Raw genomic sequence first — 25,004 nt, forward strand, 5'->3', positions numbered from 1 at the left:
TTCAGCAATGGATCGCCAGCCTTCCTAATTATATCAAGGCTTATTTGTCGATTTCAGTCTGCGAAGTTTGAGTTAATAAAAATACAGACAGTTTCTCAATTAGCATCTGGACTTGGATTAGTTTTCTCTAACATAAGAGAAGGAAAATTAGAAATTACGCCTGATTTAATTAACTTGGTTTCAAAAATTGAAAAAGATCTTCGAGAGCTCCTTTTTTGCATAAAAAAAGTACACATACATGTAATGTAATACTGAAATATCAAGACATTATTAAATTCATCGAAGCCAATAATTAGCAAGAGAAAATAAACAACTCCGTTAATAGTCGTTGTTTTATTTCTCACTAATCGCATTGTAATTCCTAATTTGAGAACCTTATACGTTTAATAATTGGTTCAAAGCTCTTTCGATATTTTCTACATGATTTTCGTAATATTTTACATATTCTTTATTGCTTTCAATAAAACTGTCAAACCTTTGCATTTCAAATTTTATTTGTTGCTCTAAAAACTCTTCAACTGTTGTATCACCTACTGTCATAGCAACAACATTATTTCCCTTGACATGTTCTAATTGCATTTCAAGATTCGAAATTTTTCCCAGAATTTCTTGTTCTGATTCTTCAACCGTCTTCAATTGCATTCGTACGGACTCTTTTAAATGTTCAAGCATTTTTATCTGTTCATTTTTTCTCATTTGTTTGCACACCCTTTTATTAACTTTGACCATCTTTGACTTTATATTGCCCTATCTATCCAGTACTTGTCAACTTTATGAATTAACTCGTAATTTTAAATTTGTCACATATTCACACGAAACCGTAAGTTGTTTAATATCATTATGTTTATTTCATTTATACATATCATTTCCAAGTCCCCATTAAGAATTAATCTCAAACTTGGTGAAAATGTTTATACTTTATCTCGCACTTTCTGACTTTTAATTTTTGCTATTTCCAACTCTATGGCAAAAAATATGCAATCTCAATGTTTATAAAGCTTGAGATAAGATGAACAATTTGATAAATTTAATCGTCTCAAACTTGGTGAAACGAAGTATTGATGTACCAAGGCTTTCGGATGTTTTGCATCTCAAACTTTGTGGATTGTCTCAAACTTTGTGAGCAAAATCTCAAACTTGGTGAACGATTACAGTAATTAAAGACAAAGAGCAACTAGCAAACCAACTTAGCGTTGAAAATTTCACCTCTATAAAAGATGTTTGGGGGGAGAAGGAGTTTCTTAATCTACCAACCTTTTCGAAGGATGAATTTGATCAGTTTATGGAGCACAGCGATATTCTTTTAAATGCTCTAGCCCAAGAAACTGATGAGTTAAAGCAAATGAACATAATTAGTGGTTGGATTGAATTGCATGTAGCTACGTTTAATATTAATAAGCCTAAAGCTTTTGCAAAAATAACTTCTCAACTATATGAAAGTGACGAAAATGCAATAGCTCAAGTCTCAAAGTTTGGAGCAGATTTCAATAGAGTATTATCTAGTTTACTAGCTAATTTTTCCGTATAAAACTTGCCCTAGTCGATACCTACAAAAATGGTTAGGGAAAGTTAAAATATGTTCTTTCCCTAATCATGCATGTTATGAGCAAATTATTTTAGTATGTTTGAGCAAACCAAACTGTATGCTTCGCTTCATTTCCACAGCAAATACAAGTAGTTTTCGTAGTTGACGGGTTAAATGGAATGTTACGTGAAGTATTTTTTGTCTCTTTTTCTCTTTTTCATTGTTTCCGAATAATTTTTCTCGTTATAATCAGGGCACTCACACCAGATAAAATGAAGAAGATGCATATTGGTATTTGGGCGTTCTCTTGGAGATACAGAGCAATAAACCAACTTCTTACCTTTATGTCTAAAAGCTTTAGAATAATGGGCACAATCCCCTGTGGCAACGTGAAGATAATCCCAATCGTAACGAGTAGTCCTATCAAAATGGTCTTTCCTGCAGATAGATTAGAAAATGTATCCTCTGTTTCAGTTACTTTGTTTTCCACGGATTGAGCTATCCCACCGCTCTGCATATAAGAAAGAATATCTGGACCACGAGCTTCCAAACGACGGTATGCTAATCGCCCGAAACCCCAAGCGAGGAATAGGCCGGTACACAATCCCACAGGTACACCGGTCCATTTTAGCAAGTTTTGATGTAGCAAAGTCCCTAAGGTCAAAATGACTAAGGTAGGTATAGAAGCAATAAACAGCAATGCCAACAACAATAAATTGGTTAAAAATAATTTCCCTGCATTCATGTCATCACCAGAGACAATGGTTCCGCGTCCGCGTCGGTGCGGGTCAGTCACAGGTATGATCTTGTAAACTGAGAGGAACAAGATTAGTCCTGCCCCTCCGCCCAATAGTGTTGGAAGTAAAGCCAAAACCCATGCCCATGCCCAGTCCAACTTGCTGAAATAAAGGACTATGAGAGAAATTACGATCGATGCCGGTGCTACAATCAAAAGCCATGCAATCTGCCGGCCCCGCACATCGATTCGTTCTGAACCCGGTGTAGTAATAGACATCCACAAAGCACCGCCGTCAAACCCATAAAGATTGTTAGAAAAAATGCAACTGAACATTACGAGGACTACGCCGGTCCAGGGCATTAATAATGTAACACCGCCGAACGATACAAATAAGCCATAGAATAACCCTGTCCACAACCCCATACGCAACAATCTTCCTCGCTGTGGATCACGCATCCAAGTGTTAAGTTCCTTAAGAACAACTACCCCAATTTTTGAAGTTTTCGGCGTTAGCATGCTAGCACAAGTAAGGAACAATGATTTATTCCTGCTATATCGATTTATACGAGCCACATTCGTTGTGCTGACTGATAGCAATCTTACCCATGCAAAGAATAGTATTACACACAATAAAGCCAAACCACAGAGAGCACTTGCAGCTAAAAAGTAATTGGATCGATAAACGGCTTCGATTGCAACCATAGCCCAACCTGATGGCAATATTCGAACCACTATGGAAATTGCTGGTGAAGGTTTCTCTACGAACAGGTTAACTGCGGGAAGTAAATACCAACCAACGTTAAGAAAAGCAATAACGGCTCCAATAATCAGCGCCCCAAATTCCAAACCAAGTCGGGATTTCGATGTCTCCCCAATCGCTCCCAGCACTACTTTGGACATCAGCACGAAGATGACCAGTTGCAACAACATCGCAGGTACAGCAACGATAACAGCCCAAAATCCAAATCTTGCTGCATAAATAATGAGAGAGAAACAGGCGACTAAGCTAACGATTGGTCCGATACTAATGAAAGAAGCGCCAAGCAACCCTACCGCTAATCTTCGTTGAACGATAGGTAACAAGTTGAAGTATTCCGTTTTCAACGCCCCTTCTCCGCCAACTAACATAGGTCCTATGATCCAACCAATCATCCAAAAGCCAAAAGCGATACAAATAAGATCAGCTGATATATCATTACTAAATAGTACACCAAGGAGAATCGTACTAACTGCTAGTAATAAACCGATGACCCCTCCTATTATCATGAGAGCTACTCGCCCTCCGCTCATCGAGTGGCGAAGCAAGGACAGCTTCATTCGAACCATTACATTAACCATGATAGTTTCTTTCCTTCTTCAGGGCGGTGTCCAACTAAGCTAATGAAAGACTCTTCCAGACTTTTACCATCACGCACCAGATCCAATGGACCAGTAGCCGCCACACTTCCCTTCGCAATAACAGCAACATGATCACATAGTTGCTCAACCAACGGCATGACATGACTGGATAAGATTACAGAGCCGCCATTGGTAACAAAACGCTGCAAGATGGTTCTGATTGTTGACGCAGAGATGGGATCAACCGCTTCGAACGGCTCGTCAAGCACAAGAAGCTTTGGAGAATGTAGAAGTGCCGTGGCAAGACCAATCTTCTTTCTCATGCCAGTGGAATAGTTTATAACAAGCGTTCGCTCATCATCAAGGAATTCCAAGATATCAAGCAGATCTTCTGTACGCTGAGCAACAGTCTTCGTATCAAGTCCACGCAATAATCCCATGTAAGTCAAAAGTTCACGCCCTGTTAACCTTTCTGGCAATGACATGCCATCCGGCAGAACCCCGACTAACGTCTTTGCTTGTAAAGGATTTGACCAAACATCAACACCAAATATTCTCGACGCCCCACTGTCTGGGCGTAGCAAACCTATTGCCATAGATAATAGAGTCGTTTTTCCTGCACCGTTCGGACCTACCAAACCGAAAAATGAACCGCAAGGCACAGTCAGGTTAACACTGTTAACTACGGTGGGGTCTCCAAATTGTTTGCTCAACCCGAGCAGTTGAAGGGCCGAATCCCCGTCTGTCATACATTTCCCTCCTTAAATTGCCTTCTGATTATGCTCACAAAGTTACGTTCTTATCGGTTGCCAATTTAAATAAAGTGATTAATTCTTGTGCATAAGCATCAAGATCCAGTTCAGGGTTCGTCATAATTTGCGGCGGCAATGCATCGATCGCCTGTCTAATTGTTATAGCCATTACTCTGGGAGAAAATGTTCGAAATTCCCCGTTCTTTTGCCCAAAATGCAAAATTTGCTCTAAATCGTAAATAGCTGCCTCCTGAAGATTTAAAACAAACGACTCCTTTCCTTGCTCAGGCCGAATTCCAGACCAAATTTCTAATAGAGCTAACATATACGTCTTATGTGTAGACATAAAGGCAATGTTGCTTTCGAGGTATACGCTTAGCATATCCCTTGCACTAGTGGCAGATTGTATTAGCGGGCGCATATAAGAATCGCCGGAAGTATAGACCTTTTCAATGACATGCCGAATCAACGTTTCTTTGTTTTTGAAATGGTAGGATATCACTCCTGTACTAATACCAGCACGTTTAGCAATTTGCGCTAAAGATGCTTGTGCAAATCCCAAACTGGCAATTGTCTCGATTGCGCATTCCACAATTTGCGTTTGTCTAGCCGCTTCAATAAAAGTAAGTTTTTTTTGATTGTTCGTATTATTATTTATATTCATATTTTAAAATTAGCATGACCGTTCAAAAAATTCAATCATTTTTTGGCTATTTCTGGATTTATAAAGGGTGGGTGAATATAAGAACAAATATTTTATAATTTAAAACTTGAAAAAGAAGTATCTGCTTTCACTTTTGAGGACATGAAAGTAGATACTTCTTTTCTTTTTTATAGCCTTTAATTTATTTCGAAATGACCGTTACAAATTTATACAACTATTCTTTTTAGTATGCTTGAGCAAACCAAACTGTATGTTTCGCTTCATTTCCACAGCTACTATTCTGAGAGTCTCTAATAAATATTTTTGATAATCTTCATAATCAATTACTTCCTTCACATATTGAATAAAATAAGCAATCTCTGTATCTGTATGACAATTAGTTAGAAGTGTAGACTTTGCTTTTTGATTCATTTCAGGAATATGCTTAAAAATTTCTGTACAGTTTTATTGACGGAGCAACGCCACTGTTGAGACTGTATTGAGATAAAAATAGAGTTCATTTCTTCTTGCCATTTCAATTTTCAATATTTCTATTACTGCTCAAGTAGCGCAGACCAAATTTGTATATTTACACTACACGAAGGACAGTTTACCTCACCAGCTAAATATGGTAAATCATGTACAAGTTCGTGTTCACCAATCACTGCCGCTTGTTCCGCTAACACCATTTGCTCCATATCTGAAAATTTCGAGGCAGGTACAACTTTGTGAGCCTCTTGTTCCTTGTCGAAAACAGGGTCTTGTACAAATGCCTGTGTAGCTCCCTCCCACAAATATACATCTTCCTTGCAATGTGGACATATAGCAATATACTCTTCACCTGTCACAAACATCATTAGCATATTCGCCAGTCTGTAGGCTCCTCGATAAGTTGCATCGGCGGCTAGAATATAACGTTTTTCCACATTATCATCCAAAGTAGTTGCGTAAGTAAGTACATCTTTTCCTAATAATGCCATTTTACGTATTGCCTCAATATAGCTATTGTAAATATCTGCTCCGATATGTTCATCAAGTATCTTTAAATCTGTCGGAAAGCCGCTATCACTGCGACTCGCCTCAATAATACCGCAGATAATAAACAAATGATGTTGCACTTCGGGATAATTCGTTGAACAAGCTATCTGCATCAAAAAAGGAACAGCAGCATAGGTAACTGTATAAATGGTATTTTGATGAAACAAATAGTCTTCAAAAAGCGCGTCAACTGTTTCTTTGTCGTATGCTTGCTTCAATCGCTGTAACAACGCTGGTACATTCTCTCCGGAGCCATATGGTCCTGTCAGATTTCCCCATACCGCACTCGTCAATTCAAGCAAAACGAATACCTCCCTCTAATTACCACTCACGCCAATCATCTGTTAACTCATAACGTTCAAGATTCTGACTTTTAGTAAGGTCATCAATATCAAATCCACAATGAATCAGCACTTGGTCAAAATACTCACAAAGCTCCTCTCGTTCTTCAGTTTCAATTAATCCGCCTCCACCTACCTCATTTATCTCATTTAGAGCAAGTACCGCCGTTTCAATAGATTTCATAATTGCAGGATAGCTATCTGGGTGATTTGGCAGTTTCGCAATGGATGCTGCATACTGCTCTAGCACCATTTCCGTCTGATGAATAAAACTATCTGGAAACAATTCCGCGTAAATACAGTCATCTTTCTCAATCAATCCAGCAGTAAATTCTTCCTCTTCTTTTCTTTTAGCATTGCGCCAGCGTGACGTTGGTCGAATATCTTGCATAGGCCATTCCCCTTTATCTCGAGTTTTATTTGGTAAAAAATCCCTATATAAAAGCCTTTATAATATAGAGTATTGGGTAGCATCTTAACAGTTATTTAAACATAACTCACTACCATTCACGTTCTCTTAATGCGTCTTCAATATCAAGCTTCACGTTGTATACATCCAATATATCAATAACAGTTAATGCAATACTATCTCGTGCAATCGTTTCAATTTCACTGTCATGTTCTAAGAACTCGTCTTCTAAATCATTAATCGCACATGTAATTTCATCAAATTTTACTTGTATATCTTCTAATGAATGGGGACCTTGCTCTAAATAGCGGACAATTTGCTCCAATATACCTTTAATTTTATCTACTAAAAATTTAGGATAATAACTATCTTGATACATACCCTTTAAATAATTGATTTCTTTCATCTTAAACTCCTCCTTTAACTCTACTATCCCTCAATAATCTCCAAGTAAGACCAGTTCGTTTTCCCCTCTATTAATCCAATAGCGCCCTAGAAAATAAATCATGTATCTTTTCATCATTTTCACACGCTTGTTTAAATCCAACAGCGAATCGCAACAATGCGTCCTTTTCGCTGGCATATGCACAGAACATATCTGCTTCTGGGTCGAAACGTACAATGCCTTCTAGCTCTGGTAACTTCTCTTGCAAATACACATCCGCAAGCGAGCACCAATCGTAGCCGTTACCTTGGAATCCTTCGTCTGCCCGTGTTTCAAACAACTCCTGTTTATAAATGCCTACCTCTAACAGGAACGAAATATTTCCACTATCATGTTCAAGCCAACGAAAAGGTTTTAGTTCTTCATTCACCATCTGAGCATGTAGACTAGCTAGCTTATCCGCTGTAAAACTTAATATCCCCTCTTGACTGACAATTTCCCCCTGCTTTATGCGTTCATTTAACCAACTTGAAACAAAGTCTGGGGCATATCCTCCTGTACTGAAACCTTGTGCAAGTGCAATGATATTCTTGTAATCCGCTAAATATTGAGCTTGCGTCACCTTCGAATTAGCACCAGTGTACAACCAAAATTGGATATCATACATCAGCATAGATATCTCGTCAGCATGTAAAGCAAAATAGCCTTTGTCTTCTACAATTTGCGTACAAATACCTCGAATAACTGCTTCTATCCAATTTCCCTCTCCAGCTTTCTCACATAACGACTGTAACAAAGGAGAGAATGGCACATGTTTCACCATATTCAAATCGTCAAGTTTATCTTGTTCTGATGTATCGAATACTTCCTCATTCACTAATCCGACAATAAAAGTCGCAAAGTTCGGCGCAAGGAAAGTAATATAGTAATCTGCCTCTTGGTCTACATGTACAACAGCAGGTTCACCATCTGCACCACATGCACGATAATCAAGCATAATGACATCATGACCTGCTGACGGGCAATCGGCTATGACAACGCCAATATTTGGGTAGCCCCATTCTTCCAACATAAAACTGCTTCCCAAACTGCCACACAAGCTATTAGCCTTTTCGCGACCAATGCCCATAATCCCTGTAATCACCACATGATCTTCTGACCAAGAAGTCGGCATAGCCGTTGGAAAACAAGTGTTTACTGGTATACCGCCGTTCTGTTGTTGCATAAACCAAATATAATCTGCTGGCAATTTATAGCCAAGTTCCTCTTCTATAGAAGCAATCATTTCAGTAGTGGGGGATACTTCTACATAATTTTTATCCGCATAATCGCTTTTTTCCCAAAATTGACTGAAATCACGCTCATGAAAAGGTACAAGCTTGATATCATCTAACGCTTCCGCTGACTTTTTCATAATATTCCGACAGGCTACTATATACTCTTCAGTTCTAGTATCAAACTGTAATTCCTTCGCTTTTTCAAATGCAGCCAGTGCTTCTTGCCATTCCTGGAGATAGAAATAAGCATAACCAACACGCCAATGCCAATCCGCATCTTGTTGTCCCTGTTTTTTAACTGTGCATAACTGGGACAACGCTTCATGATAACGCCCTAAATTATTAAGCGCACGACCATAATGACCTACTATTTCGTAATCTCTCTCTGACTTAGACAATTGTTCAATCGCTTCTACAATTTTGTCATGTTGATTTTCCTCATACCATTTTTCTAACATATTCAATGATTTTTTTGGCATAATCAAACTCCCTTTCAATTATCTTGTAATTCAGCTAAACAAGTATCTTGTATCTCTTTTGATGTTTGGTTAATAATAATCCCTTCCTCATGAATCACTTTATCAATCAACTCTTTTGCTTCCTTTAAAGAACATCCTGATAAGTCTATCAATTCTTTCATAAAAGGCAGATAATAACGTTTTGCAAATTTTTCTCTATATTTATCAGAATCTATTGTTGTGTTGCCAATCGGATAAAACATACTTTCACTTCCTTAGATAATTAAAAAAATCACAAATAAAAAACATACGTTCTCATTCGATCTATAAATCTCCAAAGTGAACCGTTAGCTGTAAGTGCGTTGCATTGTCATAAATAGATGATATTAAGTATTCGTAGTAATCAACTTTGCTATCTTCAACAAGAGTTAGATCTGCATTGTATAATCTAACTCTTGTTCCTACCTAAATCTTTTCTTCATCTCAGATGTTAATTAAAGGAATCCATATAGATGTATTCATCGTGACACCTCTAGCCATTAATAAATTACTTTTACAGGTGTGTTGATTAACCATTTTTATACATCCAAAGAGGCTGATTTCCGCTACAGGCTACTCGCTTTCCTGCGGGCGAGCGTCGAGCCGCTTCCTCCGCTTCGCTCCGTGCAGGGTCTCGTCTGTCTCGCTTTCCCGCGGGAGTCGAGTAGCCCTACGCTACAATCAGTTAAAATGGAAATATATTGGCAAAGTGGTAACGAAAAAATCCTTTTATCGCTCAATAATAAACTTATTTTTTCCTAATCAACACGCCTGTTACTTTTACTAACACTTGTAATTTAGACCAAACGTAAACCATTGTAAGTATCTGTCATTTTAAATACAAATGATGTTGATAAAAAGAACATTATAGTTTCTTCAATTTTGCCTATAAAAACTACCAGTACAGTGGTTGTTTAGTATCCCAGAAGATCCAACGGTACGATTCACGTATTGAACTTGTGCTAATCTCATATGGACTTGGCTCTGTACTAGTTAAATCAAGTACATGGAGCGTTCCATTGTATGTACCGACAAGCAATATTGTCTCGTCAGAGTTTAATGCCATGCCACTGATTGTCCCAGATACGAAGTAACGCCAAAGTTCATTCCCCTCCAAATCAATCATTCGCAAATAACCATATGCGTCACCCATAATGTTGCCCCCTTGTACTGCAACACCTGCATATACACGCATACTTTCATCTATAGAAAGGGGTTCCTCATTTTTGTCCTGTTCAAGATCATGGAGTGCAATACCTAGCGTACAGCCATTGTAAAAATGACATGCATTGAACCAAACATGTTCATCATCGGCACTGAACAAGCTGTAATGCGGATAACTCGACATCGGTTCACACGAGTGCATAACATGATTTTCCATATCTAACAACATATGATCGCTATCTTGACTTCCATAAGCTAGCCATCTGCCGCTTCGCGAAACAGCTCCATGCTGCATCGCTAAACTTGCTGTGAAGTCATCATCTTCCTCTGTTCACTCCCTTATATTTTCCACTGACGGGTGCAACAAGAGGGCACCTGTTTCCTCAATCAAATAGATGCCATCATGCGACACCATTAACAACTTCGTGCCATCAGCGAATGGAATGACATCTGCGCTTCGATAGCTTTCTGGCTGTAAGGTCTCAATGTCAGGGTATTTTTCGCGCAATTGGTCGATGATTGTCGCCCATGTGTATGTAGCTAGCAGAGCTCCGTTCAACTCTCGATCAGGCTCGCGTACGATACGAACTCCTTGCTCATCCATCAAAGCAATGTCGCGCCCATCCGCAGAACAACTTGCCGCTTGTACATGCTCGATACGGTTTGCTTCCTGTTTATCCATCACATATAAAGTGCGTGATAAATCTTCATTTTGCGCTGCAACAAGTAATGCACCATCACGTAGAAACGCAATTGGATAAACAGCTCGCATCAGTTGGCTGTGCGTTTCCTGAAATGGCCAAGAAGCAGCTGGAAACTGTTCACGGAGCGTTTCCAGTTCCTTTGTTCTATTCGCCTGTTTAATAAACTTGTACACTTGCGAAGCTAATTGTCCACGTGAATCTTCAGACGGCTCCTTTCCTGATGCCTCCCAGTTGCTTTCTAATCCTCTGCGCACGTAGGCATTAATCTCACTTGCATAACGTAACCCCTCTTCTCGCCATTTCTGGGATAATTGTAAAGTATCATTTGTCATTGTAGTAGTCTCCTTGTTAATTAACTAATCTGATCATGTTTTACGGTTTCCTCATTATTCTGAACGCATCCTAACCGAAGCCAACTATCCGGCTAATGACAATCACATTGAAATCGGATTGAGGCTCCTTTTCTAACAGATAGAAGATGCCATTTCGCGTCCATCACTCAGGTAAAAGCCCATAGTCGCAATGCAAGCAAATGCTACAGCGCAACCATCACTGACAAGCACACATTCTTTCTCTAAATCAAGCCACAAACTATGCCTAGATTGCCGGATATCACTGTGCCCTGCGGAATGAAACATCAGCAGGTACGGTTTTTCTCATGAAAAAGGACTGCCTTCAACATTGGGTAAATCGCCTCGTTCGTAACTTTCCTTCATTTCAAGAACAAAACTGTTAACTCGGCCCGTCACAAGGAAGCCAACAATCAGCCTTACATCATCGGATGCAGAGGCGGCTAGATCAAAGTGACTAGTCTGTCCAATGAGTGTTTCGTAAATTTGCTTACTGGCGCGATCCTGAAGCATCTCAATCTTCTTTCGATCCGCCACCAACATACTGTCAATGATAGCTGTCAGGTCGCCATGTGCAGCCATCCATTGTGAATCAAAAGGATCGGCATCCCGCTGATCCAGGTACTGATCAATGACATCAGGATTGCCATATTTCGGATTGACTTTATAGGTGGACAACAAATTGATCCATGCAGTAGTATGATTAATATCTAACAATAGAATCCTCCTCTTTCTTGATTGTTCTCCAACTCGAAGGTGGTGAAAAAATCTGTTTTTTCATCAAAAGCACCTACGATTTTAACTATCTTGTAACTCTCTTTCTCTCGATTTAAGCAATGCTCTGATTTCATCTATTTTCATCTGAAACATGACAGCTAATAAAAATGACATATTACTCAACATTGCACTTCCTACTTTACAGAGAAGCCCTGCCTTTTAAAGAACTAAGGAAAGCTAACCAATTAGTAATCTTCCATCCAACCTAGTAATTTTTCTAGCATTTCTTGGATTGGCGCTGATTCTTTTTCAATGCGCTGTGCTAGATCATCCGTGCTACCAAAAATTTGAAATAGCGCATAGCTACGTTGGTAATCTTCTTTGTTCTCCAGTTGATGTATCAATTCAGCTAGCAATTCCAGTTCATCAACGTGAATTCCTTTTAACTGCTCGAGCTCTCCCTCATTTGCGCTAAGTAAAATGTCAATCAGTACAGGCATCCGTTCCACTGATAGATCGTGCATGTTAAGAAAAGCTTCCGCATAGTTATTTTGTACAAGCTGGTGCTCTGAATCAACAAGTGACATATAGCTTTGCACAAGTGGAAAATAAGCATCGCTATAAAGCCCTAAACCAAATACAGCATATGTTCCAGGCATAGCGGATAGCTCGCTAGGCTCCACGTCCTCATACCATGCATATTCCTCCATTGCCACTTTTGCATAGTCGGCAATCAATGGGAACAGGTTTGGATACGCAAGGCAATTTGCAAAAAATTGATGCAGCTCCGTTTTAGCAAGGCCTTGAATCGGTAAATAGTTTTCTTCCTGACTCTTTAACTGTAAGCTATAGCCTTTGACAAAGCCCGCTTGTAACAAATCGATGATGTAGTGCAACGCTTCACGATAGGCTTCTTCTTCCTCAACAATGATGTGAATTGAAATGAATTTTCGAATATCATTGGCTGATCCTTGAAAACGCGCACTTTTCCTGCTAGGTTCAAAATGACCACTGCCATTTTGTAAATAATTCTCCGCCTCTTGTGAGCCAAGTTGCTGCGCCAATTCAAGATATTGCTTACGTGTATCAGGTTCTTTAGATCCGATTTGTAAGGCAATATAAACGAAGAACTCTAGCTCCTGCTGCTTAGGTCTTGCCTCTGAGTTTAGTATCCATTTCGTTTCATATTGTCCTGTCTCCTCAAAATAAACCGATAAAATATACTCCTCTGCCCAAGCTTTAAATGCCAATGTATAATCATATATCCACTGGTTTAAGCGTTCTTCATTCCCGCTATACTTCGCCAATAACCGTTGTACTAATGGTTCGATATCAGCTACGCGCTGATGGAAAAAATGAGGATTGACTAGGCAACGAGCAAAGAAAAATCCATCTTTCTTAGCAGGACATACAGGTAAATCAGCCATCACTTTTGTTTCAATAAAAGTAGCTAACGTTTGTTTCGCTAATGTGAATTTGTCGTTATTTAGTAGCTCTTTTTGATAGCATATCTCACGCCCATCATGCTCAAATTCCAAAATAAATTGAAGGCGATAATCAAAAAGCTTCGCATGATATTCATCGGATTGGAAAACCGTATCCATTTTGGCACATAAAGCGGAAAATAATTCTTCTATTTGGTTGATGTCTGTGATCTCTTGCATGTAATCGCCCGCTGCTACTTTATAAGCATCATCATGCCAACTAAATGGTTCGTATGTATAAATAGAAATCGTTCCATAATGAGGGGTTCCCCATTGTAATTTATTCAATTTTTCTGATGTCCATTTCACCTTTACATAATGTTTCACCCCTATATGGAGCCGGCTCCAGTCCTTCGTATTACTAATTCGGTCGTTTTCCTGCTGATAAAATCGCTCTAACTGCTGCCATACATCCGCCAAAAACTGTTCTATATACTGTGACAAATTCATTTCCCCCCATTTGATTGTTTTGTTCTATCAGTAGTTGATTTCGCGTCACAAAAAGGACAATCGTGATTTCTTAATTATCAAACTAGTACCTAATTTTTTGCACCAAAACCACGACTATCCTTGTTCGTATATTTCAATATCCATCCATTCATCACTAGACGGCAAAGTTAGTGCCCCTAGCATCGCTATGACTTCTTTTACAAATGCCGACGTTTCATTATTAAGTATATTCTTTTCCTTCAATTACTTGTAACGTTGATGGAGTGTTACTTTCGTTCAGTGGATGATTTTTTCTTCTATTGTCATGACATGAGCACCTTCAATATTTCCTCAAAACGTTCACGATATGGCGATAAAATCCGCATAAATTTTGGGTTGGTGAAGTCATTCAAATGGACAATCGCAAAGCATGTATACAGTAATGATCCTACATCCATATCTTTATATTCTTCCATACGTTCATTTTGTTCAGGTGAAATCACGGGACAAAGCTCGATAAAGGGCATTGTCATATATTTTTCAAGCCATTGTAAATTTTCTTCCGTATTCATCTCCTGTTCAAAGAAAGGTTCGTATGGAACAGTTGGCACAGTTGCGACAATGTAAGCAAAGATTGGCAATGTTTCAGGTGTTAGCCCCCACTTTTCCACATAGGCTTTCGCAAAATATTCAGTCGGTGGTGAATGATCAGCATCGCATATTTCCATATAGTCGATAATGAGTTTGCTATAACTTTTATCGTATAAACCAAGGCCAAAAACGGCAAATGTGCTTGGCATTGCCGCTTCCTCATCCGCAACATCCTCGTAAAAATGATACTCAGCCATCGCTTTGTAGCTATATTCCACTAGCGCGGCATGTAGGCTTGGATAGCTCAACACCTTTGCAAAAAAATGATGGGAAGGTGTGACAGGTAAACGCTCAATTGGCAGCACTAAATCACTTTCCCCTTCATAGAAAATGCTGTAGCTTTTCGGGAAATCCTCCTCCAATAAAGCATTTAAATAGAGCATGGCTTCACGATACGCTTCCTCTGTTTCTTCTTTAATATGAATCAAGATGGTAGACAGCACATCATTTGCAGAGCAATAAATAAGATCAGATTCAGCTCGTTGCTTATTGATTGGCAAATCGCCAGAACCAATTGTGAGTAGATTGTTATAAATTTCCACATCTAATCCCTTAATCGTTCGCAATAATTCCTCAACCGTTAACGATTCAAAGTTTGCACCGTATTTTCTTAAAGTGATAGCGTAGTAGCGTAGTAATGGCAAATAGCTCAAAGATTGTTGTTTTTGTGTGAAGCGAGAAAGGCAGTAGCGCTGTGTTTCAAAGCCAAGCTCTTGGCGAAAATCATCTAATAATGTAAGTTGTTGATAGTGGCAAAGCACCTCCGTTAAGGCGAAGGCATCTAGTGAAAAAGAAGGCGTAATAATACTAGCAGGATAGCTCCCTTCGTCAAGTTTATGTTGCTTTGCTAGTAGCTCTTGTTCGAGCTGTAGCCATAACGCTTCGTTTTCTCTAAATTGTTGTACTTCCATCCGATCGCCTCCTATTATCGGCAAAATTGACATATTTTATATTAAATCTACAATTTCATTATCTAATTTAAAATAATGATTAAATGCCTCATCATCTACATGCTTAATGCCTAGCCAAACATGCACTTTCGACACCATGAATAACACCCTATCCTCTTCCATTTCTACAATTCTAGTTGTTTCAATAACATTGCAAAATGGCCCATACTTTATCAAAGGCTTTATTTTTACAATCTTGCTCGCGAATCCAGAAATATAGTCTACCACTGTCGCCCCACATATAGCCGAGATCATCTTCAGAATCAAGCTGTAATAGCAGTTGCCAATCTTTTACGTTAGGTTCTAGCTCCTTGCGCGAAGGATGCTCGTAGCCTGTGGAATCGCCACAATACAAACCGTTCGTCACTAACTCGCATTGTAAGTACATATCCCCTTGAATCGTATTAGGATATCCGTAAATGCGATGTGCCGTACGTTCTGTTTCATCTCTCCATAAAAATTCATCGTAAGCATCTGCCTGTTCTTTCGTTAAAAGAACTGTTAATTTTTGTCCATCAGGCGATTCCCATGACGGCAATGTCCATTCGTTTTTAAAGGATAACACCGCGCTATTAATAGACTCCTTTAAAGTTGTGGGTTGTTCCGTTCGCTGAAAATTCGCTTGCGTGAAGTAGAAAACATGAAAGCCATCTTCATCATTTGGATCATAACCCCAAGGCTGTTCCACTGCATCATAGAAAAAGGATAATAGCCCCTCTGTAGGCAGTAAATGATTCGAATCAAAAGGCTTTATTTCCGCTAAATTTAACTGGCAAAGAAAATAGAGCGGTTGCCCATTCTTTGTTTTTGGCCACACAAAATCTGTCGTTGTATCAGGTGCTCCCCCTATTTTAGAATGACCCATTCGAATGTCTTCATCCGCAGTTGGTGTCGCTATAGCGCGAATAGAATTTTTAGCGAATTGTAAAATTTGCTCCGCGGCTTCTTCAAGCTCAAAATCATGTAATGCTTTGCGTAATTTATCCATATTCGTAGCTCCTTTCTCTATTACCGATTCATGCTCTCTTAATGCGTCTATTATCCAACTAAATTATACTTGCAATATATCCATAACCGTTTCAGCAATACTATCTCTTGCGACCGTTTCAAGTTCATTATCGTGCTCATTGAATATCTTCTAATGATTGAGTACCTTACGCCAAATTGTGTAAAGTTAAAGTAAAAAGCACAAACTATCTAAGCTTCGTAACACAGTATTGTCACCCATTTAAAATGGGTAATACCTTTTCTAACAGCCTTGACTTATCTATTAAATATTTACTAAAACCATTGTTCCTGCGGTTAGTCGTCGCAAAATGGCTTTGGGCGATCTTGTTGAATCATTGCTGCCAGTTATGCAAAAAGGTAGGGAGCGATGGATGGTTCGGATTACAGCGTTTGGCCGATGTTATTTCCAACCTTTCCTCGTCAGCATCATCCGTTACCGAAATAAATGCAAAAATACTATCATCAAAAACGCCCTCTTGTTTTAATTCATACATTGTATCGCTCATTGCCTCATGAATTTCCACTTTATGTGCTGCAAATTGCTCACCAGCATTTAATGCTCTATCTAATAGCTCACGGCTCACTTTTTGTAACAAGTCCGTATCATCTTCATGCAAAAATTCATCTTTCAAAAAGCGATAATTTTCTGGGTTGTCCTCATAACTTTCTCCGATTTGAAGAAGTGATTTTTCCGTTCCCATTGTTAAATAGAGGCTACCACAATCACCGTCTGTCACTAGTACAACTGCATATATCTGTTCGTCCTCTAGAGTCTCGTACATAGCTGTATAGGCTTCATGTACGGCTAATTTGATTTTCTGTTTCATCTATACACCACTCTTTATCCACTCCTATTGTCAAAAAATATATAACTCATCATAGAACTCTAAGTGTTTGAGCAAAAAAACTTGCCCTCCTCTTATTTTGATATTGGATGAAATTACGACATAACATATACCAATGAAAAGGAATTGACAAGCCTTGTACCTCCAGTTACTAGCGTACTTACTCGAAATAATCTTGTGCCAAAAAGAAATCATTGTACTTTTACTCACCATTCTTATAGATAGAGGAATTACATTAGTCCGTCCTGAACAGCCAATTAACAAGGATTATCGCAAGCTGGGAATCTTTGCCTTACAGATTATCCAGATGCTTGAAAATGTCTCCTTCCAATCTATAAAACAAGCTTATTTCGCTAAAATGAAACAAATATTCTCCATGAAATTCATCTATTGTTTCTTGGTCATTAGTCCGCACTAACTAGTGTAGTAGCTAGCTCTGGTACATTTTCTCCAGAGCCATGGTCAACTTCCCCATATTTCACCAATGTAACCTAGAATTTAATCAAAGTCGGAATACAGAATGTATTGCTGACATTCTAAGCATTGAAATAGATAACCTTGATGCGAGCCATTATTACGCAAAGTAGCGGCTAGCTCTTCTTTGATATGACCATTAAAATGTTCAAACTCCTCCGTAATGCCCATCTCCACCAGCTCTTGCCAGCCAACATAACCAATAAATGCGCAATAATCCGTGCAATGGGCTACCCAATCATTTCCTTGCCAACTAATATATCCGGGTGTTCGATGCAACACTTCATCTGTATAGTCATCATTCTTCACAAGTTCGGAATTTAATAAATCCTGTTGAAATTGACCATCAAATTTTTGCGCAGCCAGCCCACTATGAATACAGCTTGGACAAAGATATTCCACCTCTTCAATCGCATAAATGCCTTTTGTACAATAAATATCCACTTCTTGCTCACAGCAGTCACAAACAACTAATTCACCCGTTTTAAAGATATTCGCTTGTATTGGATTCGGCATATATTTAAATGTTGGTAATGGTGTTTTCATTTTCGCTTCCTCCTGAACGACACGTGGCAATAATGGCTTTACATTTTGTGGATTGTCAATCCAATATTTAATCGCGCCGTATTTTCTCTGATCTTTTTTATTGCGTAAATCCATGACGGATGTAAAAATTTTGTAGGCCTCTTCATACATTTGCAACATGCAGAAAATTTCGACGAGCATGCGCAAATTTACCTCTGTTGGCTCCGCTTTTTGAATTTGCTCCCTTAGCTTATGCATGGCGTTAATTGCTTTGGCATTCTTTGCGTCAAACGTCTTTCTTTGCTCTTGCCACTCTGCAATAAGATTTTCTGTCATTTCTTATCCACCTCTCGATATACGATTGAATGATTTAGAAAATCTCCCCTTCGCCACTCACATCAAAAAAACCGACTCCATGCTTTTCTGCAAGCTCCTTCATCGTACTATATGCTTCATCAGCTACAGACCAGGCAAAAGCTGTGTAAATCATGGCATAACCAATACTATATTCAGTCAAACGACTCTCTAACTCGTCATCTTCATCCTCATCCAATAATTCCTCATCCACCAGATTCATATTGGGGAATTGTTCCACCATATCCTGATACCATTTTTGTAATGCTGGTGTTGTAACTGTTATTGTTGCGTAATCATGTGGTTCAGCCCATTTTGTTTGTTCATCATACCATCGCAAAAATGTTTCTTTATTGTTTGGAGCTTGCTCTTTATCAAAGACCATTAAATCATAACTCATTGTTTTTCACCCTCTATAAAAAGAATATATGTTCTGTTTTTATTCTAGCATACTAGCATTTTTTTGAAAACATAGAAAAAATATGGCTCAATCAAGATAAAAACCCTGCATTTTCAGCTAGCAGGGGAAAAAGAGCCGTAAACAAACAAAAACAGGATTGAAAATATATACCTACTACGTTAGTTCAACTCATGTAGTTCAAATATAGCTGGAAATGCACAAGACACAATAAGAGTATAGTGGACATCACAGAAGCTGTATTACGAGCCATTCAAGCACAAATAGATGACTACTATCATCAAGGAAATTAATAAACAGCCTATCGTTCAGACGAAATCGAAACAAGCAGAACAATTATACAAAACTAAACAACAAGAGTTTTTTAGTATGCTTGAGCAAACCAAACTGTATGTTCCGCTTCATTGCCACAGCAAATACAAGTAGTTTTCGTAGTTGGTGGGTTAAATGGAATGTTACGAGAAGTATATTTTGTCTCTTCTTTCACTTTTTCCTCGCAAGCATCAGCTCCACACCATCCAGCAAGAATCCAACCAGGAATAGATCCGCTTTCCTTGGAAATGTTAATGTGCTGCTGTAAATCTTTCAGTGTATCGATAGTGGTATGAGCATTTTCATCACGGAATTTACGTGCTTTATCGAATAAACGACTTTGCATATTTGTTAGTTCCGCTTCAATTGCTGCAACAATGTCATTCAGGTCAATGGATTGCTTGTCATCTTCATCTCGTGCTTTTAACAATGCTTGGTTGTTTTCTAAGTCACGTGGTCCTAATTCAATTCGAACTGGTACTCCTTTTAATTCCCATTCATTAAATTTAAAGCCTGGTGATTGGTCCGAATCATCTAGACGTACTCGAATTCCCTTGTTTTTAAGGGCAACATAAAGATCATCTAGTTTCTCCATAATTTCAGGGTTCTTTTTCCATGGACCTACAGGGATTAAGACAACTTGGGTCGGTGCAATTCGTGGTGGCAAAATTAGACCCTGCTCATCACCATGAACCATAATTACTGAACCGATTAAACGTGTCGAAGTTCCCCAAGATGTTGTGTGTACATATTCATGCTGATTAGCTTTGTTTAAATATTTTATATCAAAGGCTTCAGCGAACTTTGTCCCTAAATAGTGAGAGGTACCAGCTTGTACAGCCTTTCCATTTTTCATCATTGCTTCGATAGAAAATGTATCAACTGCTCCTGCAAAACGTTCTGAAGGTGTTTTTTGTCCATCATAGACAGGGATCGCAAGTAAACCTTCTACTACTTCCTTATAGATCGTTAACATTTGCATTGTTTCTTGACGTGCATCTTCTTCATCAATATGTGCTGTATGGCCCTCTTGCCACAAAAATTCAGATGTTCGAATGAACGGAAGTGTTTTCTTTTCCCAGCGGAAAACATTTGCCCATTGATTTATTAAGACCGGCAAATCACGGTAACTTTTAATCCAATTCGAATAGAGATGGCCAATCATCGTTTCAGAAGTTGGACGAAGCGCTAGACGTTCTTCTAATTTCTCGCCTGCTGCCTCCGTTACCCAAGGAAGCTCAGGTGAGAAACCTTCGATATGATCTTTTTCTTTTTGGAAGAAAGATTCAGGGATTAACATAGGGAAATAAGCGTTGCGATGGCCTGTTTCTTTAAAACGACGGTCCATTTCCTCCTGAATATGTTCCCAAATTTCATAGCCGTCTGGTTTAAATGCGATACAGCCGCGAACCGGTGTATAATCCATTAAATCAGCCTTTTGGATTGTCTCGATGTACCATTTTGAAAAATCATTTTGTTGTGTTGTCATGTTCTTTCCTCCATTTCTGCAACTTTACCCACTGTAAAATAAAAAGCACAAAGCTGTCCTCCAAATAAGGACGTCTTTGTGCCGACTAAACGTGGTACCACCTTGAATTTAGTTTTAAGAATATCTTAAAACCCTCTAACGTTTTGTAACGAAAACGACTCGGTTATGTTTGCATAACATCTCCGTGGTAGGTTTCAGATAAGAAGCGGTGATATAGCTCTCAGCAATTGCTATATTCTCTGTTTCACAATTCTTACTTACTTGTCCACATCGTCAATTCATATTTTATATAACTTTAGCAAAACAGTTAAATAATTTCAAATATTTAACTTATTTCAATAATTATTTTCTGTAGCGAAAGCAAATCGGCAGTTACAGATGTTTTATGTAACGTAAGTGAAACGGCAGTTACTAGTGTCTTTTGACCGAAAGCGTCATCCGCTGAAAGAAGTTATAGCCTCCGGCGGATTTCACGCAATTATGCCGAGGTTTAATTGATTTAAACCCGATTATTTTTCGGGAAATATCAGAAAATTAACTTTACTTCCCGGTAACCAAATTGCTTCTAACTAGCCAAAATTCATAAATATTTCAATGCGATTGATTTTGGATACACTTCTTTTGCAAATCGTTATTTTTTCCGGTTAATTACGGTTTGCGCTATTGAAGTAGGTAACGATTAAGTAATTTTTTCATTTAATGAAAAACCTTCCTTTTTTTGCTATTATAATAGAGTCATTAATTTCAGAAAGAGGTTTAAGTAAATGAAACAAAAATATAAAATAGCTCTTTTTATCTTAGTAATCATTGGATTTATAGTTGGTTTTTATATGTTATGGAATACTGCAATACATAATTTAGGATCCCATGCTTTTACTGATGAGGAGATAGAAATAAATGGTAAATTTTTATTAAATAAAACCAGTGCCTATTCTTATAATTTAACTAGTACAGAAGAACCGATTTTTGTTTTAACACCAACTATAGAAGAATTTAATTATGATAAAAAATTTATTATAGCCCGTACAACAGATGAATCAAATGTATCTAAAGATAAGAAAAGTGATTACTGGATTATAGATGTGAAAACAAATCACATATATGGGCCGATGAATAAAAAAGATTTCTTTAAGGAAAAAGTGGAATTATCTTTGGAACTCGAGTTAAAAAAAGTATCTAAATTCTTTTAAATAAAACACTTAGAGGATCTCGTCCTAAATTAAGGTCAAGATCCTCCATTTTAAACTACATGTTACTATCAACTATTAGCTTCGTAAAGTCCTCTACCGATAATGGCTTACTGAAATAATAGCCTTGTACGTACTCGCAGCCATGTTCACGTAGCACGTTTAATTCTGCTTCTTCCTCGACACCTTCAGCTACTACTTGCAGATTTAAAGCATGTGCTAAAGAGATTATTGCTGAAATCATGGCAATGCCTGATTTTTCAGGCACAATATTACGAACGAATGCACGATCTATTTTTAAAACATCTACTGGGAATGTTTTTAAGTAATTTAGTGACGAATAACCAGTTCCGAAATCATCTAATGAAATCGTAATACCCAGTGCTTTTAATTGCTTAATTGTATTAATTAAGTCTTCCGTATAATCCAACATACTCATTTCTGTAATTTCGATTTCTAAGAAGTGTGGATCAATTTTTGTTTCTGCAATAACTTCATGTACCATTTCAACAAAGCCTGTCGTACTAATATGAATCGGAGAAATGTTCACGGCAACACGTAAGTTTAAATTATGTACTTCATTCCAAGTGCGTGCCTGGGCAGATGCTTTTCTTAACACCCATACCCCTATATCATTAATGAGCCCACATTCCTCAGCAAATGGGATAAAGCGATCGGGTGGTATATGACCTAGTTCAGGATCATGCCAGCGAAGTAATGCCTCCATACCAATCACTTTATTCGTTTTTAAATTAATTTTTGGTTGATAATGTAATTCTAAAATATCTTTTTTTAACGCTTGATGTAATTTTGTTTCAAGTAATAGCCACTTATCATTAACTTCCTCCATATTTGGACGATATAAGCGATATTGATTGCCGCGTGTAGATTTCGCAGCATACATGGCGATATCTGCATTTTTCAATAATTCCTCAGCAGAGTTTGCATGATCTGGGAAAATACTAATTCCAATACTAATACTTGCGTAAAATTCAAACGTATCCACAATAAAACTCTCTTTAAAGACGCTGATTATTTCCTCGGCTTTTTCCTCAATACGGTCAACATCATTTAGTATAATAACAAATTCATCACTGTTGTGACGGTAAATAGAATTGGATGTATAATCAACGTTACGTAGACGATTCGCCATTTCCACTAAGAACATATCCCCGATGATATGACCAAGTCCATCGTTAATGTTTTTAAAACGATTTACATCAATGAAAAATAACGCAAACTTCTCTCCTGTGCGTCGAGATTGATAGAATTCATTTTCTAAACGTTGTTCTAACTTACGACGATTTGGTAGCCCCGTTAATTCATCGTGATAAGCAATATGGGTGATCTTTTTTATATCCTTTTGTGCGGTAATATCAACTCGTATAGCAATATATTGATACGGTTTGCCATTGTCATCAAGAAAAGGAATAATCGTTGTCTTCACCCAGTAAAGACTACCATCTTTCGCGCGATTACAGACTTCGCCATTCCACATGTCACCTTTGCCTATAGTTTTCCACATCTCTCTAAAGAAAGATTTTGGATGGAATCCTGAATTGAGTAGACGGTGATCTTGCCCTAATAATTCTTCACGAGTATACTTAGAAATTTTGCAAAAATGATCATTAACAAACTTAATTTTCCCAGTTCGATCTGTAATTGCTACAATGATTGAACTATTCATTGCTGAAAAAATATCTTGTAATTCTTTCAGACTGTAGTTAATTTGATTTATACTACTAGGCATGATATTCGTCATTTTCATTCTCCGTTCATTAGAAGGGTTTGGTACTTTTGCTTTATATTTAAGTGGGGTATAAAGTTATGGGATATCGCCCTTTATTATGTAATTATATTATAGTCCTAGAAAAGCAGTTAATTCAACCCAAATATCAAAACATTCAAATCTACATTTGATGGTTTTCAATAAAACATGCCCGAAAACAAGGTCTTTTTTCTTACTTAAAATGCTTGTTTTTGAATACTTTAATTACCTTAGTGCTATTTATATGTTATGTTTAGTCTATTTATCATTAGAACATATGAACTTTCTATAATTTTACGATACTTGAATAATTTTTTCATTTATGATATATCCCAAAAAATGCCTTACTGTCACATTCAGGCAGTAAGGCATTTTATAAGCTAAGACACTTCATATTCTATTTGACCTCCCAATATTTTGGCACGTTCATTGTAGGCATCTAGTTGCTCCTGAGATAAGTTTAAAATATAATAGTGAAAATTTATTGGCTCTAAACCGTGTTTCTCACACACTTGGCGATAAAAATCATAACCTTCTCGATAATCTGTCATCTTAATAACTTCCTTTCATTTGTGCAGCTTTGTTATAATATTCTAATTGCTCTTGTGATAATTGATGGACATATCTTGTTCTATAACAGAATTTTATTTTTGTTAATAATATATAACAGATGATTTGCTATGTCAATGAATTTTCTGATATTTCTTTCAAATATACGAAAGCCCAGTCCATCTAAATTAGTATGGCTGGGCTTTTCATAAAATATTCACGTCGGCTTCCGTCATAACCACATCCTTAATTTACAAACCTTTTAAATGCCTATTTGTTTTGCTTGCATATTATAAGCTGAAAGTTGTTGCTGCGATAGCTGTAGCACATAATAGCGGAATGAAATTGGCTCTAAACCATAACGCTCACACATCTCACAATAAAATTCATAACCATCACGATACTTTGACATTAGAATTCCTCCTTGAACCAAACTGTTTTATAACAGTTGTTTTTATTTTTATTTAATATATAACAGATGATTGATTTCGTCAAGCTTTACAAAAAAAATTAATTAGGGTACCGTCAGAGGACGCAATTATGCTGAGGCATAATTGATAAGTTCTTCCAATAAAACTTTCATGAGTTTTTCACTCCCAACCCAGGCATGAAAATGTGGTGTACTTGCCCAGAATGTTAGTAACACAAACAGGTTGTAAGACGTGGCTTTTTTTGGTGGCTT

Annotated in this window: 25 protein-coding genes, 1 pseudogene and 1 other annotated feature; of the genes and pseudogenes, 3 read left to right on the forward strand and 23 right to left on the reverse strand. The window is 37.8% G+C overall.

Annotated elements, in window-relative coordinates; all coding sequences use genetic code 11:
• On the forward strand, positions 1-249 hold a 249-nt coding region (locus AMS59_RS26505; protein ID WP_234007870.1), incomplete at its 5' end, for a hypothetical protein.
• 126 nt (positions 250-375) lie between these two features.
• Here the strand turns inward: AMS59_RS26505 and AMS59_RS20875 are convergent.
• Positions 376-696 carry a hypothetical protein gene (locus tag AMS59_RS20875; RefSeq protein WP_053485641.1) on the reverse strand — a complete coding sequence of 107 codons (321 nt, stop codon included), beginning with the start codon at positions 694-696 and terminating at the stop codon, positions 376-378.
• A gap of 586 nt (positions 697-1,282) precedes the next feature.
• On the opposite strand from AMS59_RS20875, the gene AMS59_RS20880 reads away from it, so the two are divergent.
• The gene (locus AMS59_RS20880; protein WP_053485642.1) at positions 1,283-1,528 is read left to right on the forward strand and encodes a hypothetical protein; all 246 of its coding nucleotides are present in this window, start codon (positions 1,283-1,285) and stop codon (positions 1,526-1,528) included.
• A gap of 88 nt (positions 1,529-1,616) precedes the next feature.
• Here the strand turns inward: AMS59_RS20880 and AMS59_RS24535 are convergent.
• The 19 genes and pseudogenes from AMS59_RS24535 to proS form a co-directional block, all read right to left on the reverse strand.
• Positions 1,617-1,736 (reverse strand): annotated as a pseudogene (locus tag AMS59_RS24535) (hypothetical protein); the annotation flags it as partial.
• Between the two features lie 6 nt (positions 1,737-1,742).
• Entirely contained in the window at positions 1,743-3,602 is a 1,860-nt protein-coding gene (locus AMS59_RS20885; RefSeq protein WP_053485643.1) for a hypothetical protein, read from the reverse strand.
• A complete protein-coding gene (locus AMS59_RS20890; protein WP_053485644.1) occupies positions 3,590-4,351 on the reverse strand; it encodes an ABC transporter ATP-binding protein in 762 nt (253 codons plus the stop codon). The genes AMS59_RS20885 and AMS59_RS20890 overlap by 13 nt, the downstream gene beginning before the upstream one ends.
• A 34-nt stretch (positions 4,352-4,385) precedes the next feature.
• The gene (locus AMS59_RS20895) at positions 4,386-5,018 is read right to left on the reverse strand and encodes a TetR/AcrR family transcriptional regulator (protein ID WP_053485645.1); all 633 of its coding nucleotides are present in this window, start codon (positions 5,016-5,018) and stop codon (positions 4,386-4,388) included.
• 533 nt (positions 5,019-5,551) lie between these two features.
• Complete coding sequence (locus AMS59_RS20900; protein WP_053485646.1) at positions 5,552-6,337, reverse strand: hypothetical protein; 786 nt, start codon at positions 6,335-6,337, stop codon at positions 5,552-5,554.
• 19 nt (positions 6,338-6,356) lie between these two features.
• The gene (locus AMS59_RS20905) at positions 6,357-6,767 is read right to left on the reverse strand and encodes a hypothetical protein (RefSeq protein WP_053485647.1); all 411 of its coding nucleotides are present in this window, start codon (positions 6,765-6,767) and stop codon (positions 6,357-6,359) included.
• A 109-nt stretch (positions 6,768-6,876) separates the two neighbouring features.
• The gene (locus tag AMS59_RS20910; RefSeq protein WP_053485648.1) at positions 6,877-7,191 is read right to left on the reverse strand and encodes a DUF5713 family protein; all 315 of its coding nucleotides are present in this window, start codon (positions 7,189-7,191) and stop codon (positions 6,877-6,879) included.
• 70 nt (positions 7,192-7,261) lie between these two features.
• On the reverse strand, positions 7,262-8,926 hold the full coding sequence (locus tag AMS59_RS20915) for an Imm51 family immunity protein (protein WP_053485649.1): 1,665 nt from the start codon (positions 8,924-8,926) through the stop codon (positions 7,262-7,264).
• A 14-nt stretch (positions 8,927-8,940) separates the two neighbouring features.
• Entirely contained in the window at positions 8,941-9,168 is a 228-nt protein-coding gene (locus AMS59_RS20920) for a hypothetical protein (protein ID WP_053485650.1), read from the reverse strand.
• A gap of 671 nt (positions 9,169-9,839) precedes the next feature.
• Positions 9,840-10,403 (reverse strand): PQQ-binding-like beta-propeller repeat protein, encoded by a 564-nt coding sequence (locus AMS59_RS20925; protein WP_053485651.1) that lies wholly within the window; start codon positions 10,401-10,403, stop codon positions 9,840-9,842.
• A 36-nt stretch (positions 10,404-10,439) separates the two neighbouring features.
• Positions 10,440-11,144, reverse strand: coding sequence for a hypothetical protein (locus tag AMS59_RS20930; RefSeq protein ID WP_053485652.1), 705 nt, complete (start codon positions 11,142-11,144; stop codon positions 10,440-10,442).
• Positions 11,145-11,468: 324 nt separating this feature from the next.
• Positions 11,469-11,879 carry a hypothetical protein gene (locus AMS59_RS20935; protein ID WP_053485653.1) on the reverse strand — a complete coding sequence of 137 codons (411 nt, stop codon included), beginning with the start codon at positions 11,877-11,879 and terminating at the stop codon, positions 11,469-11,471.
• Between the two features lie 245 nt (positions 11,880-12,124).
• Positions 12,125-13,807 carry a DUF6138 family protein gene (locus AMS59_RS20940; RefSeq protein WP_053485654.1) on the reverse strand — a complete coding sequence of 561 codons (1,683 nt, stop codon included), beginning with the start codon at positions 13,805-13,807 and terminating at the stop codon, positions 12,125-12,127.
• Positions 13,808-14,115: 308 nt separating this feature from the next.
• Positions 14,116-15,354 carry a DUF6138 family protein gene (locus tag AMS59_RS20945; RefSeq protein ID WP_053485655.1) on the reverse strand — a complete coding sequence of 413 codons (1,239 nt, stop codon included), beginning with the start codon at positions 15,352-15,354 and terminating at the stop codon, positions 14,116-14,118.
• A 181-nt stretch (positions 15,355-15,535) separates the two neighbouring features.
• Positions 15,536-16,381 (reverse strand): YwqG family protein, encoded by an 846-nt coding sequence (locus AMS59_RS20950; protein ID WP_053485656.1) that lies wholly within the window; start codon positions 16,379-16,381, stop codon positions 15,536-15,538.
• A 352-nt stretch (positions 16,382-16,733) separates the two neighbouring features.
• Positions 16,734-17,228 (reverse strand): DUF4303 domain-containing protein, encoded by a 495-nt coding sequence (locus AMS59_RS20955; protein WP_053485657.1) that lies wholly within the window; start codon positions 17,226-17,228, stop codon positions 16,734-16,736.
• Between the two features lie 516 nt (positions 17,229-17,744).
• Positions 17,745-18,581 (reverse strand): CbrC family protein, encoded by an 837-nt coding sequence (locus AMS59_RS20965; protein ID WP_053485659.1) that lies wholly within the window; start codon positions 18,579-18,581, stop codon positions 17,745-17,747.
• Positions 18,582-18,615: 34 nt separating this feature from the next.
• On the reverse strand, positions 18,616-18,999 hold the full coding sequence (locus tag AMS59_RS20970; protein WP_053485660.1) for a hypothetical protein: 384 nt from the start codon (positions 18,997-18,999) through the stop codon (positions 18,616-18,618).
• 382 nt (positions 19,000-19,381) lie between these two features.
• The gene (gene proS, locus AMS59_RS20975) at positions 19,382-20,818 is read right to left on the reverse strand and encodes a proline--tRNA ligase (RefSeq protein ID WP_053485661.1); all 1,437 of its coding nucleotides are present in this window, start codon (positions 20,816-20,818) and stop codon (positions 19,382-19,384) included.
• 63 nt (positions 20,819-20,881) lie between these two features.
• Positions 20,882-21,101, reverse strand: a binding site (T-box leader).
• A 481-nt stretch (positions 21,102-21,582) separates the two neighbouring features.
• Between proS and AMS59_RS20980 the strand changes: the two genes are divergently transcribed.
• Positions 21,583-22,008: a DUF3997 domain-containing protein gene (locus AMS59_RS20980; RefSeq protein ID WP_053485662.1), complete on the forward strand. Its 426-nt coding sequence runs from the start codon at positions 21,583-21,585 to the stop codon at positions 22,006-22,008.
• A 55-nt stretch (positions 22,009-22,063) separates the two neighbouring features.
• On the opposite strand, the gene AMS59_RS20985 is transcribed toward AMS59_RS20980, so the two are convergent.
• From AMS59_RS20985 to AMS59_RS20995, 3 genes are all read right to left on the reverse strand, one after another.
• Complete coding sequence (locus AMS59_RS20985) at positions 22,064-23,767, reverse strand: GGDEF and EAL domain-containing protein (protein ID WP_053485663.1); 1,704 nt, start codon at positions 23,765-23,767, stop codon at positions 22,064-22,066.
• Between the two features lie 386 nt (positions 23,768-24,153).
• Complete coding sequence (locus AMS59_RS20990) at positions 24,154-24,324, reverse strand: hypothetical protein (RefSeq protein WP_053485664.1); 171 nt, start codon at positions 24,322-24,324, stop codon at positions 24,154-24,156.
• 260 nt (positions 24,325-24,584) lie between these two features.
• Positions 24,585-24,734: a hypothetical protein gene (locus AMS59_RS20995; RefSeq protein WP_053485665.1), complete on the reverse strand. Its 150-nt coding sequence runs from the start codon at positions 24,732-24,734 to the stop codon at positions 24,585-24,587.
• Positions 24,735-25,004 lie beyond the last annotated feature (270 nt).

Source organism: Lysinibacillus sp. FJAT-14745 (assembly GCF_001275675.1).
GTDB lineage: Bacteria > Bacillota > Bacilli > Bacillales_A > Planococcaceae > Lysinibacillus.